16 protein-coding genes are annotated in these 12,929 nt (G+C 46.0%); 3 read left to right on the plus strand and 13 right to left on the minus strand.

Features of this window, described 5'->3' with window-relative positions:
* Nucleotides 1-102: 102 nt before the first annotated feature.
* The 3 genes from V1501_RS15090 to gpr form a co-directional block, all read right to left on the minus strand.
* Complete coding sequence (locus V1501_RS15090) at nt 103-426, minus strand: YqxA family protein (RefSeq protein WP_409289372.1); 324 nt, start codon at nt 424-426, stop codon at nt 103-105.
* An 18-nt stretch (nt 427-444) separates the two neighbouring features.
* A complete protein-coding gene (gene spoIIP, locus V1501_RS15095; protein ID WP_409289374.1) occupies nt 445-1,638 on the minus strand; it encodes a stage II sporulation protein P in 1,194 nt (397 codons plus the stop codon).
* Nucleotides 1,639-1,705: 67 nt separating this feature from the next.
* Nucleotides 1,706-2,824, minus strand: a complete 1,119-nt coding sequence (gene gpr / locus V1501_RS15100; protein ID WP_409289375.1) for a GPR endopeptidase — start codon at nt 2,822-2,824, stop codon at nt 1,706-1,708.
* 233 nt (nt 2,825-3,057) lie between these two features.
* On the opposite strand from gpr, the gene rpsT reads away from it, so the two are divergent.
* Nucleotides 3,058-3,321, plus strand: coding sequence for a 30S ribosomal protein S20 (rpsT, locus tag V1501_RS15105; protein WP_409289377.1), 264 nt, complete (start codon nt 3,058-3,060; stop codon nt 3,319-3,321).
* A gap of 285 nt (nt 3,322-3,606) precedes the next feature.
* Here rpsT and holA read toward each other — a convergent pair whose 3' ends face one another.
* A complete protein-coding gene (gene holA, locus V1501_RS15110) occupies nt 3,607-4,620 on the minus strand; it encodes a DNA polymerase III subunit delta (RefSeq protein WP_409289378.1) in 1,014 nt (337 codons plus the stop codon).
* 320 nt (nt 4,621-4,940) lie between these two features.
* Here holA and V1501_RS15115 point away from each other — a divergent pair, with 320 nt between their 5' ends.
* Nucleotides 4,941-5,072: a YqzM family protein gene (locus V1501_RS15115; RefSeq protein ID WP_409289379.1), complete on the plus strand. Its 132-nt coding sequence runs from the start codon at nt 4,941-4,943 to the stop codon at nt 5,070-5,072.
* 94 nt (nt 5,073-5,166) lie between these two features.
* Here the strand turns inward: V1501_RS15115 and V1501_RS15120 are convergent, their stop codons facing one another.
* Genes V1501_RS15120 through V1501_RS15130 form a run of 3 tightly spaced genes read right to left on the minus strand, consistent with a single transcriptional unit; the run spans nt 5,167 to nt 8,557 of the window.
* Complete coding sequence (locus V1501_RS15120) at nt 5,167-7,446, minus strand: DNA internalization-related competence protein ComEC/Rec2 (RefSeq protein ID WP_409289381.1); 2,280 nt, start codon at nt 7,444-7,446, stop codon at nt 5,167-5,169.
* A gap of 26 nt (nt 7,447-7,472) precedes the next feature.
* Nucleotides 7,473-7,886, minus strand: a complete 414-nt coding sequence (locus V1501_RS15125; RefSeq protein ID WP_409289383.1) for a deoxycytidylate deaminase — start codon at nt 7,884-7,886, stop codon at nt 7,473-7,475.
* Nucleotides 7,887-7,945: 59 nt separating this feature from the next.
* Complete coding sequence (locus tag V1501_RS15130; RefSeq protein ID WP_409289385.1) at nt 7,946-8,557, minus strand: helix-hairpin-helix domain-containing protein; 612 nt, start codon at nt 8,555-8,557, stop codon at nt 7,946-7,948.
* Between the two features lie 89 nt (nt 8,558-8,646).
* Here V1501_RS15130 and comER point away from each other — a divergent pair, with 89 nt between their 5' ends.
* The gene (gene comER / locus V1501_RS15135; protein ID WP_409289386.1) at nt 8,647-9,480 is read left to right on the plus strand and encodes a late competence protein ComER; all 834 of its coding nucleotides are present in this window, start codon (nt 8,647-8,649) and stop codon (nt 9,478-9,480) included.
* A gap of 72 nt (nt 9,481-9,552) precedes the next feature.
* Here comER and V1501_RS15140 read toward each other — a convergent pair whose 3' ends face one another.
* The 6 genes from V1501_RS15140 to aroE are packed head-to-tail and all read right to left on the minus strand — an operon-like array spanning nt 9,553 to nt 12,919.
* Nucleotides 9,553-10,299 (minus strand): class I SAM-dependent DNA methyltransferase, encoded by a 747-nt coding sequence (locus tag V1501_RS15140; RefSeq protein ID WP_409289387.1) that lies wholly within the window; start codon nt 10,297-10,299, stop codon nt 9,553-9,555.
* Nucleotides 10,296-10,652: a ribosome silencing factor gene (gene rsfS, locus V1501_RS15145; protein WP_409289389.1), complete on the minus strand. Its 357-nt coding sequence runs from the start codon at nt 10,650-10,652 to the stop codon at nt 10,296-10,298. Before rsfS ends, V1501_RS15140 begins: the two co-directional genes overlap by 4 nt.
* Nucleotides 10,639-11,223: a bis(5'-nucleosyl)-tetraphosphatase (symmetrical) YqeK gene (yqeK, locus tag V1501_RS15150; RefSeq protein ID WP_409289390.1), complete on the minus strand. Its 585-nt coding sequence runs from the start codon at nt 11,221-11,223 to the stop codon at nt 10,639-10,641. Before yqeK ends, rsfS begins: the two co-directional genes overlap by 14 nt.
* Nucleotides 11,213-11,800, minus strand: a complete 588-nt coding sequence (locus V1501_RS15155; protein WP_409289392.1) for a nicotinate-nucleotide adenylyltransferase — start codon at nt 11,798-11,800, stop codon at nt 11,213-11,215. The genes yqeK and V1501_RS15155 overlap by 11 nt, the downstream gene beginning before the upstream one ends.
* Entirely contained in the window at nt 11,784-12,077 is a 294-nt protein-coding gene (yhbY, locus tag V1501_RS15160; protein WP_409289394.1) for a ribosome assembly RNA-binding protein YhbY, read from the minus strand. The genes V1501_RS15155 and yhbY overlap by 17 nt, the downstream gene beginning before the upstream one ends.
* Nucleotides 12,077-12,919, minus strand: a complete 843-nt coding sequence (gene aroE / locus V1501_RS15165; RefSeq protein ID WP_409289396.1) for a shikimate dehydrogenase — start codon at nt 12,917-12,919, stop codon at nt 12,077-12,079. Before aroE ends, yhbY begins: the two co-directional genes overlap by 1 nt.
* Nucleotides 12,920-12,929 lie beyond the last annotated feature (10 nt).

Consider the following 12,929-nt stretch of genomic DNA (forward strand, 5'->3'; position numbering starts at 1 on the left):
AAAGCAGGTGTGCGGGGAAGCGGAGAAAGTTCCGGCTTTTCATGGAAAAAGGCCCGCCCCGGAATAAGGGGAGCCGGCCTTCTATTTTTGATTTTATGACTTCTAGTCTGAAGTTCCAAAGAGTTTATCAAAGCCGTTTGAAACTCCCTCTGAGATTTTCCTTCCAGTCTGTGAAAAGAAATTATAGGCCTTCATCTCTTCAAGCTTTTGTTTCTTTTCTGCAAGGTCTTCGCCGGTTACGGTTTCACCTAAGATGGAAGCCTGCTTTCCGCCGTTGTTTTCATGTATGGAAAAAGCACTGTCCAGGGAAGGGTCGTCAAATCCCTTCATTTTTTTCATGGATGTATTGGCATGCTGCATGCCGAGCAGGACCCCGAAAAAAAGTACCAGTATCAGCATCAGCACCTTGAAAGAAAACCGGACCACAGTCTGCACCTCCCGGGTTTATTGCGCTTTCGGCTTTTGGGGTTCTCCATTGACTTCCTCCGCATTCCAGAATACTTCGCTGAATGCATCCGCAAATGCATCCATGGAGGAATACAATTCATCGAATGTGTTGTCTACCCCGCCCGCTTCCACGAGAAGAGCATTGGCCGAAAGATCCTGATTATATTTTCCATTATTGCCATGGCCTTGTTTTTTGAATACACCCCTGCTCAAGCCTGGATACTTTTTTTGAAGAAGCTTGTGAATTTTCTCTGCCAGCACATAATTTTTTTGATAATTTGCATTATCTCCTCCAACCACAAAAGCAAGCTTAGCATATGCCTTACCTTTAATAGACACAGTGGTCAGTTTTTTACGGCTGGCATCACGGTGGATATCAATGAGGTAATCGATGTCCTTATTCGAGGCCATTGCCTCCTGCACAAGCGGTCTCGATTCCTCATATGCCTGCCAGAACTGCTTATTCTTTTTATCAAGGATGCCCATTACGTCAGCAGTGGTCACAGATGTGCCGATCCCTTTTTTTTCAAGGGAGGTCTGCAGCTTCAGCGATAGCCTGGTGACATTGACTTTGGAACTGTAGGCAAGATCGGGGTTGGTCACTCCCGTGAGATAGGGCAGGTAAGATTCCCTTGTATGGGTGTTATAGATATGAACCACCTTTTTCCCGCCTGTTGTGAGTGCGGGTGCGGTGCTCTCTTCCTTCACCGGCTCTTCTTTGATCTGCTCTACATTTTTTACAGGAGCTTCCTTGCCTCCAGTATTGGGAGGAGCAGATTCATAGGGCATATTTGTATAATTCGTGCCTTCACCCGCCAGAAGGATTTCATTGTCATACGCAAAGAACCCCGGCAGTTCCCGTCCGAGCAGGCTTCTCGGATCATCGAAGGATATGTTGGTGAACATTCTGAACATCGGCCCGGCAATGGCGGTTTCTCTCCTGTCATCCTCCATGGCTTTAGCAAAATAGTGATTCTCCCTGCTCATCAGCAGGAATAGGAGCTCTCCAGGGAAATGGTTTGCTGCAGAATGGACAGATTCAGAAGAAAGCCTGTATTCAGGTTTGATAGAGGTCAGCAATCCACTGATCGAAAAAAGAAAAACAAGAAGCATCAAGATAAAAAGGACTGATTTTATCACAGTGCCAAGCTGAATGACAGCAATGGTTCCTGCATAAATTTTCCGTTTCATGGCTACACCCTTTCCAAGCCTTGTCTACTAAAAGGTATGACATTGCTAGAAAAAGTAGAACTCCGCCTTATCTCGTATAATAGCCAGTATTTCCCTGGTTCACTGCCTGATGAAGCGCCGCATTCAAACCATTTGCTATCAGGTTGGCCATATCTTTTATAAACACATCCACTTCCTTCGGTGTTACCATCAGATTATGGCCGATAGGGGCAAGGACTTCATAAATCAGCTTTCTTTTTTCCTCTTCCGGAAGAGTACCGATGATGCCGAGGAAGGTTTTCCTCTCCTCTTCACCCGGCAGGTCTTCTTCTGTCAGCTTAGGAGTATCGCCCATAGAAAAGCCTGCAGGGACAAGCGAACGGGATGGGCTTCCCCCTTCACGCATTTCCCGGCCGAAATGCTTCAGGATATAATCGATTGTATCACTCGTGATGGAGACTGCATCCACCACTGTAGGTACTCCTATCGCAATAACCGGGATTCCCAGAGTCTCCTGGCTCAATTCCTTTCTTTTATTTCCGACCCCCGAGCCTGGATGGATGCCTGTATCCGATATCTGAATAGTAGAATTGACTCTTTCCACCGATCGTGCAGCAAGCGCATCGATGGCAATGATGAAGTCAGGATTAATCTTTTTGATCACTCCATCGATAATATCGCTTGTCTCTATTCCCGTCAGGCCCATCACACCTGGGGAGATGGCACTCACAGGCCGGTATCCATCCTCGACCTGTCCCGGCTGTAGTTCAAAAAGATGCCGGGTCACCAGCAGGTTTTCCACGACAGAAGGTCCCAGTGCATCAGGTGTCACATTCCAATTCCCAAGTCCCACCACGAGACAGCTCGCTTCTTCGGGAATTTTCATTTGTTTCATATAATGTCCGAATTCATGGGCGAAAATGGAGCTTACCTTTTGCTGCAGGTCTGTATCCTGCTCCCTGATCCCCTGAACTTCCAAAGTCAGATAGCTTCCCTGCTTTTTGCCGACCGTCTTTTCGCCGGCCTCTGTCACCTGAACGAGGGAAATCTCAATCCCATCCACCTTCCGCTCCTTGATGATCACTCCCTCAAGCTGGGAAATATCCTTTTCATCGTTAACCAGCCTTTCAGTAAGGGCCATTTCCCTTGCCTCTACCGCAAGATCCGTCCTTACGTTATATTTACTAAGATCTAAGTTTTTTTCCATAGCTGCCTCCAGACATTTTTTGACTACAAGTATTTTTTCCGGATTTCTGTCTCTCATTCTCTATTTTTGCGTATGCGGCTTCAGTTTATGAAAATAATTTATTTCTGCAATAATCGCTTTAAAGAGTATTGCATTATAAAAATAAGTTTGATAAAATATCTTTTGTTGCATATTGTTATGTATTTGATAAATCGAGCTCATAGATATCTCGGTTTTAGTAGGAGGTGAACGGAATGCCAAACATTAAATCTGCTATTAAACGTGTAAGAACTAGCGAAGCAAGCAAGGCGCAAAACATCACAGTTAAGTCTGCAACACGTACTGCTGTGAAAAACGCTGAAACTTCAATTTCAGCCAACGATGCTAATGCTAAAGAAACACTAATTACAGCTGTTAAAAAGTTAGACAAAGCTGCATCTAAAGGACTTATCCATAAAAATGCGGCAGCCCGTAAAAAATCTCGTCTGACAAAGAGACTAAACTCTTTAAACGCGTAAAACAAACGATCCTTATGGGTCGTTTTTTTTATGCCTCCATTCCTCCCAGGCCTGCAGTATTTCCTCACTTATACACTTTTAACTTAAAGAAAATAAACATGAGTTTTCTACTTCATCCCATGCATGGAAAGGAACCAAGATAAGAGCAGGGACTAACACCATAAGGCGGTGGAGCGGAGTAAGCCGCAACAAAAGTTCCAGCAAGCTAAATGATGTTTATACCAAGCTGCAGGATGTCTTATAATACTTGGATCTCTTCCCTTCTCCACAAATAAAGCCGGCTTATCAGGCCAGCTTTAAAAGGATAATTTCAATCGCCAGACGCTTATCAGCCTGACCGGTTTTTATTTGGTAATCAGCCTCGGCAAGTTGATAAATCAAATTCATCAGTTCCTGGTCGCTGAATTTGGCGGCCTTCTCTTGAGCAAGCTTTACCCTGTATGGATGTACCTTGATCACCGCAGCTATTTTCTGCTGTCCATAACCGGCTCTTGAAAGCTCCTTTACCTGATACAGCAGCCGGATCTGCCCTGCCATTACAGCAAGAATCTTGATCGGCTCCTCATTCTGTCTCAGCAATTCATAATAAATCCGCAGTGCATCCTCCACTCTTCTCTGAAGGATCCGGTCCACCAGGGTGAAAATATTCTGTTCAAACGACTTGGCAGTGAGCATTTCAACCATATCTCTCGTAATAAGGTTTCCGCTTTCAGCATAGAGGGCAAGCTTTTCCACTTCATTGGACAAAAGCATCAGGTTCGTGCCTGCTATTTCAATCAAAAGGTCTGCAGCATGTTCTTCAAACCCGGCCCCTGTCTGCTGAGCCCGGTCCCTGACCCACACCTTCAACTCCTGTTCACTCAGTTTCTTCGCCTCTACAATTGCCGCCTTCCGTTTAAGCTCCTTGGTGATTTTCCTGCGCTCATCCAATTTTTCATATGGAGCAGAAATCACCACGATGCTGTACGGCACCGGATCGGCGAGATAGGCTTCGAGCTTCGCCACATTATGCTCTACCTTTGACTTATTCTTTTCCGCTGTCAGGAAAAAGGGGTTCTGCAGGATCACAAGCTTCCGTTCCCCCATGAAGGGCAGTGTTTCAATATCCTCAAGTGCAGCTTCGACCGGCGTTTCTTCCAGATCAAAAACAGACAGATTGAAGTCCAGTTCGTCTTCTTCCAAAACATGGCTGATCAATAATTGCTTTGTTTCATTAATAAGAAAAGCTTCTGTTCCATATAATAAGTATACTGGAGCAAACTGCCTGCGCTTTATATTTTTCCATACATCCAATACCATTTTTATCCGCCCCGATTATGTAAATAAATGAACATACTCTATATGGTATATTGGCTTTCCTGTTTTGACAAGCTTAAGGGGGAATCAGCCGGGGCCGATTCCCTTTTTATATGAACGCATGGACATAAGCGCCTAGGAAACCTTTGTTCATGCGGGATCTGGAAGCGGCCGCCACTTGGCAGTCCGGGATGCTCTATACTACTATCTTTGCCCCCGGCAATCTAAATATTTGTGACAACTCTTGTCAGTATAGGAAAAGGGACTTGTGGATTTTTTGTATAACATCGCTTATACTAATTATAGGAACAGGAGGGGTAGAAATGAACGAGTTTGAAAAGAATATTACAAGCAAGCGCAATGATGCTGTCGATTCTGGTGTCGGATTCGCTGTATCTTTCGGATTTTTTGCAATCATGTTTATCATTGCTACCGTTTTTAAATTTGTTGGTTAATCCTTGCCGCGCTTAAAAATGAGAACGTTTTACTACGTTTAGGGACTGCCCGCATTGGGGCAGTCTCTTTTCGTCTCTTCATTTCCCTGCTATTTTATGGCAGCATCACCGAAAAGGTGCCCTTCCCCCTAAAAAACTTATATGAAATGGCCCCATGGGTATCTGTACGGAGAATAACCATGTTTTCCCTGTTTAGTATATCCAGCACGTCCTGGTGCGGGTGCCCGTACCGGTTGTTTCGTCCTGAAGACAGAATGGTTATCTCAGCACCTAATTTCTTTATGAACGCCGGTGCAGAGGAATGCCTGCTTCCATGGTGGCCCGCCTTTAAAACATCAGCCCGCATGGAAGGATAACGCCTTAGCAATCCCTCTTCCCCGCTTTTTCCCAAGTCGCCGGTAAACAGCCATCTTTTCCCTCCAATCGCAGCATAAATCACGATGGAAGCTTCATTCGTGTTCCCCTCTTCCCCGCTTGCGCTGACAATCTGGAATTGGTCTCTGCCCTCCATCCATCCAGTTCCTTCAGTGACAGCACTTGCTTTTATGCGGGGGAAATCTCTCGACAGTTCCTCATAGCCTTCCACAGCACCGCCTGTAATCATGAGCTGTCCCACTTTTATCTCCTTAAGCACCGCTGCAGCACCTCCGATATGGTCCTGATCGGGATGTGTAAGAATCAGTTTATCAAGGCTTGTAATGCCTTCCGCTTTTAAAAAAGGGACTACAATGTCTTTTCCTGGATCAAAATCCCTGCCTTTTTCCATCCATTTCTCCTCACTGAAAGTCATTTGTCCGCCGGTATCAATCAAATACGTTCCCCTTCCCATCGGCAGCCGGATAAAGATAGAATCTCCCAGGCCGACATCCAGAAAAACTATTTCTCCATAAGGATTTACATACTCATTAAAATATTGGAAACCTAAAAGAAGAAATAATAGGACCAAAGCCCTTTTCACTTTTTGAACCTTCCTCTGTTCCCAATAATTGAACACCAGGAAGATCAGAAGACTGAGGATCGAAATTGCGATACAAGACGGCTTTCCAATAACGACAGCCGCCATAGGGAAGGCGGACGCTTTTTCCAGTACAATATTCACCCATTTTACGAGCTGGTCAAACAGGAAGATGAATCCCCCTGACAGCACCGGATGAATCAGGAATGCAGAAAAGGCTGCTATAGCCAGCGGAAGGGCCACAAATGAGAAAAGTGGGACGAATAAAAGATTCATCCATAAACCGGCTATGGAAACTTCATAAAAATGATGGAGCATAATAGGGAGGGAACTCAAAAGGCTGATGAGGCTGATGAGGAAAGATTCTTTCAGCACATGTTTACCATACGACAGAATAGAAACGGAGAGAAACAGTGCAGCCGTGACAGTAAAGGAGAGCTGAAAACCTGCATCAAAAAGGCTGTAGGGCTGAAGTGCAAGCATAGTAAGAAAAGCCAGGGACAGGGTCTGCAGTCCGGATAGATGAAATCCGAGTAATCCAGCCAGAAAAAAAATACCAGCCATCCCGCAGGCCCTTACTACAGGCGGGGACATCCCAGTCATGACTGCATATGCCGGGAGGAGAATCATCAGGATTATGCTCATTTGATTCCTTGTCAGACCCGCCCTTAATCCTCCAATGAACAGCGCACCGGTCAGCAGGGCGACGTGAAGGCCTGAAATAGAAAGCAGGTGGACAATGCCAAGCTTTCTGTAGAGATTTGTAATTTCTTCGTGGATTAAGCGGTCTTCCCCAAATAGAAGGGCAGCTGCAATTCCTGATCCTTCCCTGCTGAAATGCCGCTCCACTGACCGTATGCCTTCGTAGCGCGCCTGACTGAGCCTGTCGGTCAAACCTTGTCTTTTTGGGGCACAGGACTGAAATTCCTGGACTCTCAATATCCAGTGGATGCCCTGGTGACGCAAATACTTTTGGTAGTCAAAGGAATGGGGATTCCGGGAAGGATCGGGCTTTTCAAGCCGGCCGGACACCGTGCATTCCATGCCGATCGTATATGACTCCTCTAATCCTTTCTTCTCCAAAAGGGTCTGGAGCCGTTTTTTTACAAGTATTGTTTCGCCGCTCTTTGTGCGGGCAGCTGTTGTGAGAGAATTTCCATCAATGAAGGGTATTTCGGAGAAAATGAGGATGAATGTTTGGCCGGCAGGATCCAGGGTGCTCTTATTAAAGCTGTCATGAACCAAATTGTTCATGGTAAACAAAATAAAAATTCCGGTTTGAATGGCTGCTGTTTTCGGTGTTCTCTTCCAAAATAAAAAGGAAAGATAGGCGGCTCCGCAGCATGCCGCCTTCCAGCCTGCCAATGACCAGGCCCCGCCTGCTGCTGCGGCAGTCAGGGCTGATAAGATCAGATTCATGGTTATCCCTGCCCATCCAAGGATTCTCAGGCACCAAAGTGGGTAACCTCAATATCCTTCAAAAAATAACTGTTCCACTTATTCGGGTAGGCAAACCTATATACAATTCTTGCTATCCCTGATTGCGCGAGCGTTTTAGAGCACTTCTCACAGGATTCATGGGTTATGTATGCTGTTGCTCCTTTTAGATCATCACGCTTTGCATGAAGCACCGCATTCTCTTCTGCATGCACACATCTGATGCACCGCCCATTATCATCCTTCAGGCAGCCGGCTTCCTCACAATGCTCATGGCCATGGATAGAACCATTATAGCCGGTTGATACTATATGTTTATCTTTCACGATCACGCAGCCTACCTTAAGGCGCTGGCATGTAGAACGTGTAGAAACTACATCAGCAATATCTAAGAAATACTCATCCCAGCTCTTCCTCGTCATTCAGCCTGCCTCCAAGCATATTAAGATTCTTCTTAAATCAGTTTAACTCTTCCCTACACTTATTGCACCTTAATACTCTCTTTAAGCTTCTCAAACGTTTTCTCACCAATGCCGCTTATGTTTTTTAAGTCTTCCGGTTTCTTAAAACCACCTTCCCGCGTCCTGTATTCAATGATGGCGGCAGCCTTAGAAGGCCCGATACCGGTCAGCGTCATCAGCTCAGCTTCATCAGCCGTATTTATATTCACTTTTTCATCCCCTCCCGGAACAGATCCGCCTGCAGCACCTGGCATGGCAGCTGGTGCACTTCCAATTTCGGGAACAAAAATGACCATTTGATCAGATACTTCTTGTGCAAGGTTGACTTGATTCTGATCAGCTTTTTCCTTAAAGCCTCCAGCTTTTTCAATTAGATTGATTACTCTCTCTCCCGGCTGTGCCTCGTACACCCCAGGTTTGTTTACGGCGCCTTTGACATCGGCCAATATGATTTTCTTTTCTGCCGCTTCAGCTTTTTCTCCGCCTGACTCAGCCTGCTCTTTCACTCCCATGAGAAGGGGGGCAGGTTCGGCTGCCTGATCTGGTTTTAAATATATAAATAAAAGTAAGGCGAACAGCAGAAATCCACCGGCAATGATTACCGGCTTTTTATAAACCAGGAACTTTTCCAATTTGGATACCTCCATGATTGATGGCATAGAGCCGGTTTTATTAACATACCATTTTTATGACATGCAAAAGGCAGGAAGGTGGGGAAAAAATGAAAATAGGAGTTATCGGTACTGGGAATATGGGGACGATCTTAATTGAGTCACTTCTCGCGGCCGGCGCCTGTGCGCCAGAGGATTTTACCATCATGAACCGGACGAGGGCAAAGGCGGACTCGCTGCAGGAAAGATTCCCGGGAATTACCGTCGCAGAAAGCGAAGAAAGCACAGCCATGAGGGCCGAACTTCTTTTTGTCTGTGTCAAGCCCCTGGATATACACGAGGTGCTCTTAAGAATCAAACCACAGCTAGGGAGCGGGAAATGCCTGGTTTCGATTACGAGCCCCATTTCACCTGCTCAGCTGGAATCCGTTATGGATTGTTCCTGTGCACGACTAATCCCAAGCATTACCAACCGGGCACTTTCCGGGGTTTCTTTAGTCAGCTTTGGTGAACAATGCAAGACGGCTTGGAAGGAAACAATCCTTACCTTGGCCGGCCGGATCTCAAGGCCGATAGCCATCCCGAATGAAGTCACACGGGCTGCTTCTGACATTGTCAGCTGCGGGCCGGCATTTTTCAGCTATCTGGCTAGGAGATTCATTGAAGGGGCATGTTCGGCATCCACCATCGATAAAGAAACTGCGACCATCCTGACAGAGAATATGCTTATTGGTCTCGGCGACTTATTGAAGAAGGGATTTTACAGCCTGCCAGCACTGGAGGAAAAAGTGTGTGTAAAGGGAGGAATAACCGGAGAAGGCATAAATGTGATGGAAAAAGAGCTGGGGGATGTTTTTACTCACTTGTTTGAAGCTACCCACAATAAATTCAGCCATGAGCTTGAGAAGACCGAAGAGCAGTATAAGCTCCCCTATTTTTTATAATTCGCCGGCATTCTGAAGTTTCCTGCTGCAACATAAAAAAAGGCCGTCTGATTCATAATCAGCGGCCCTTCCTTATTTCTTCCTGGCAATAAATAAGATACGTTCCGCTCTCTCTGCCTCTTTATTTTCATCAAGGTCATAGATTGTTTCCAGCAGTTCGAATCCCAGTTTATCCAGCCAGTCTAAATAGGTTTTTTCAGGATAAGTCCTTTGATAATGATGCTCATCAAACCGGTCATATTGACCTGTTGCAGGATCCAGCACAAAAAAACTGAGCTCATGATCAACACTGTATGGTTCTGCTCCTTCAAAGCAGTTCCAGATATAAGCAATGTCTTCCTCGTCATGAGTGAAGGCAGCATTATAAAAGATATGCTCAAGCTTGTATATAGAATGTACATCAAACATAAAAATGCCATCCGGTTCCAGATGTGCATGGACGGAACGGAAAGCAGCCTTTACATCATCAGGCTCCTTCAGATAATTCAGCGAATCGCAGAAAACGAGAACCGCATGAAAACGTCCAAGCCCGTCAAGCTTGGACATATCCTGCTGGAAGAATGGGATATCCAGGTTTTTTACGGACGCCTTTCCATTGGCAACAGAGAGCATCTCATCTGATAAATCTACACCAGTCACCCCGTACCCTTCTTCTGCAAGCCTGATTGAAATTTCCCCTGTCCCGCAGGCCAGGTCTAGGACTTGTTGACCCTTTACATGATAGCGCTCCATCCTGTCCCTCAGGAGATCCACCCATTTTGAATATGGGACATCCTTCATCAGTTCATCATATAAATAGGCAAACTGCCCATAGCTCATTGTGAAAGCTCGCTCTCAATATCTTCCCGCGGTGCATCGCCCCAGAGGCGCTCAAGATTGTAATAGCCGCGTTCTTCCCGATGGAAAACATGGGCGATCACGTCTCCCATATCGACCAATATCCACTTCGCCTCATCGAAGCCTTCCATCCTTTTGACCGTATATCCGCCCTCTTCCGCTTTTTCACGAAGTTCCCTGGCAATCGCCTGGACTTGTTTATCTGAACCTCCGTGGCAGATCAGGAAATAGTCGGCCACAAGCGAGATACCCTTCATATTTAAGACGATAATGTCTTCTGCCCTTTTATCGTCAGCTGCTTTTACTGCGGTTATCAATAACTCACGTTCTGTCATAAGCAGAATCCTCCTTGTTCATGATTAAATAATTGTACGCTTCAAATGTTTCAGGAAATATTGGCTGATTTCTCTTCAGCAGAAACATGATGGTATTCCGCATAGCTTCAATAACAGCACTATCCAGGTCCCTCTCGGCCGTCTTCCTTACTTCATTTACTCCTGGAAAGTCCCTGCCCGGCTCGATATAATCCGCCAGGTAAATGATTTTATCAAGCAGGCTCATCCCAGCCCTTCCGGATGTGTGAAATTTAATAGCATCCAGGATTTCCGGATCCTGAATTCCCGCTTCTTCCATCACAAGATAAGCACCGACTGGCGCATGCCATAGTTCCGGATGATAAAGCAGCAGCTCTGGATCCATATTCTCATTGACCAGGATACTTTTCATTTCTTCTTTAGGGCGGAACTTGGCATAATCATGGAATATAGCAGCCAGTTCAGCTTTCATGGGATCTGCTCCGTATTGTGCCGCCAGCCGTACGGCTGTATCTGCCACTCCAAGGGTATGCTTATATCTTGCCGCCGTAATCTGATTTTCAACCAGCTGCAAAGCTGTTTTACGATCCATATAATCCATTCACCTCAATATATGAACGTACTTCCTCAGTAACCAGGTATTGGATCGGCCTGCCATCTTTGATCCGTTCTCTGATAATGGAAGACGAGAGCTCTATCTGCGGCATCTCTACCATTTTTACAGGGTAAGGGGTTTCAATACTATGATTGGGACGCCTCACTCCTGCAAATTGCACAAGTTTTACAAGTTCATCTATCTTATGCCACTTCGGCAGATACTCTATCATATCGGCACCGATGATGAAATAAAAAGCACTGTCTGGCTCAAGTTCTTTCAATTCTGCCATCGTATCATAGGTATAGGATAACCCTTCCCGGCTGAGTTCAATGCCTTCTGCCGATAAACCAGGATTTGTTTTAACCGCAAGCCTGACCATTTCAAGCCGGTCATCAGCCGCAGCCTGGCCATTTTTCTTTTTGTGGGGCGGCACTGAATTAGGCATCAGCCTGACTTCATCCAGTCCAAGAGCCTCGCGTACCTCGTTTGCCACGATTAGATGGCCGATATGCGGCGGATCGAAAGTTCCTCCGAGTATCCCTACTTTTTTCATGTCAGCGCGGCAGTTCAAGCTGCTTATTTTCCTTCGACTCTTTGTACAGGACTATCGTATTGCCGATAATCTGGACCAGCTCAGCACCGGTTCCATTGACAAATTCCTGTGCAGCGGTGTCCTTGTCTTCGTCACTGTTTTGAAGGATGCTGACTTTAATCAGCTCACGCGCCTCCAGTGCTTCACCAATCTGTTTCACCATATTTTCATTTACCCCGCCTTTACCCACCTGGAAAATCGGGTTTAGATGATGGGCTTTAGACCTTAAAAATCTTTTTTGTTTTCCTGTCAGCATTATATGCCTCCTAGCTTTTGTAATACAATATTCCTCATTGCTTCAGTATCGGGGTATATGCCAGTCCATATTTCAAAGGCAAGTGCTGCCTGATAAACAAACATATCGACTCCATTTTGGACGGCGGCCCCCTTGCTTCCGGCCTGTTTCAAGAATTCCGTCTCGAGCGGGTTATATATAATATCACTTACAAGAACGCCGCCCTTAAGTCCGCCTTCAAACCGAAGGGGTACCTCGTCTGTCAGCGGGCTCATTCCTGATGAAGTAGTCTGGATAATGATATCATAGTCCTGCAAGCGTGTTCCGGCTTCTTCAAGCGACAGGGCTCTAGACTTCCCATTCCCATAAGGACAGTCTTCAATAAGCGCCTCTGCCTTAGAAAGTGTCCTGTTGCAGATGTCAGCCTGCAGAACTCCATCCTTCATAAGGCTGAAAAATATGCCCCTGGCGGCCCCTCCGCTGCCAATCAATAGGATGTGCATGTCTGCAAGCGTCCCTCTGACTTTTTCTTTAAGTGCTCTGATATATCCAGGGCCGTCTGTATTATATCCAATCAGTCTGCCATTTTCGTTTTTAACTGTGTTAACCGCCCCGATTGTCCCTGCCAGACCATCCACTTCATCAAGATAGGGAATTATGGCTGTCTTGTGGGGAACGGTAACATTGAAACCGCCGATTCCGAGAGCCCTGGCACCGCGGACCGCATCCCCAAGATGGCCGGAAGTAACATGGAACAGCACATACTCAGACATAAGCCCGGCTCGCCTGAATGCATCGTTATGAATGTCCGGGGACATCGAATGCTTTATGGGATCTCCCATTACTCCGTACAGCTTTTTCATTTGCCCACCG

Origin of the sequence: Paraperibacillus esterisolvens (assembly GCF_046237625.1) — a bacterium.
Lineage (GTDB): Bacteria > Bacillota > Bacilli > Bacillales > DSM-1321 > Paraperibacillus > Paraperibacillus esterisolvens.

What these genes read in the sequence shown, in the direction of transcription:
- spoIIP (WP_409289374.1), bottom strand. Translation starts at nt 1,638, where the DNA reads ATGAAACGGAAAATTTATGCAGGAACCATTGCTGTCATTCAGCTTGGC.
- gpr (WP_409289375.1), bottom strand. Translation starts at nt 2,824, where the DNA reads ATGGAAAAAAACTTAGATCTTAGTAAATATAACGTAAGGACGGATCTT.
- rpsT (WP_409289377.1), top strand. Translation starts at nt 3,058, where the DNA reads ATGCCAAACATTAAATCTGCTATTAAACGTGTAAGAACTAGCGAAGCA.
- holA (WP_409289378.1), bottom strand. Translation starts at nt 4,620, where the DNA reads ATGGTATTGGATGTATGGAAAAATATAAAGCGCAGGCAGTTTGCTCCA.
- V1501_RS15115 (WP_409289379.1), top strand. Translation starts at nt 4,941, where the DNA reads ATGAACGAGTTTGAAAAGAATATTACAAGCAAGCGCAATGATGCTGTC.
- V1501_RS15120 (WP_409289381.1), bottom strand. Translation starts at nt 7,446, where the DNA reads ATGAATCTGATCTTATCAGCCCTGACTGCCGCAGCAGCAGGCGGGGCC.
- V1501_RS15125 (WP_409289383.1), bottom strand. Translation starts at nt 7,886, where the DNA reads ATGACGAGGAAGAGCTGGGATGAGTATTTCTTAGATATTGCTGATGTA.
- comER (WP_409289386.1), top strand. Translation starts at nt 8,647, where the DNA reads ATGAAAATAGGAGTTATCGGTACTGGGAATATGGGGACGATCTTAATT.
- V1501_RS15140 (WP_409289387.1), bottom strand. Translation starts at nt 10,299, where the DNA reads ATGAGCTATGGGCAGTTTGCCTATTTATATGATGAACTGATGAAGGAT.
- rsfS (WP_409289389.1), bottom strand. Translation starts at nt 10,652, where the DNA reads ATGACAGAACGTGAGTTATTGATAACCGCAGTAAAAGCAGCTGACGAT.
- yqeK (WP_409289390.1), bottom strand. Translation starts at nt 11,223, where the DNA reads ATGGATCGTAAAACAGCTTTGCAGCTGGTTGAAAATCAGATTACGGCG.
- yhbY (WP_409289394.1), bottom strand. Translation starts at nt 12,077, where the DNA reads ATGCTGACAGGAAAACAAAAAAGATTTTTAAGGTCTAAAGCCCATCAT.
- aroE (WP_409289396.1), bottom strand. Translation starts at nt 12,919, where the DNA reads ATGAAAAAGCTGTACGGAGTAATGGGAGATCCCATAAAGCATTCGATG.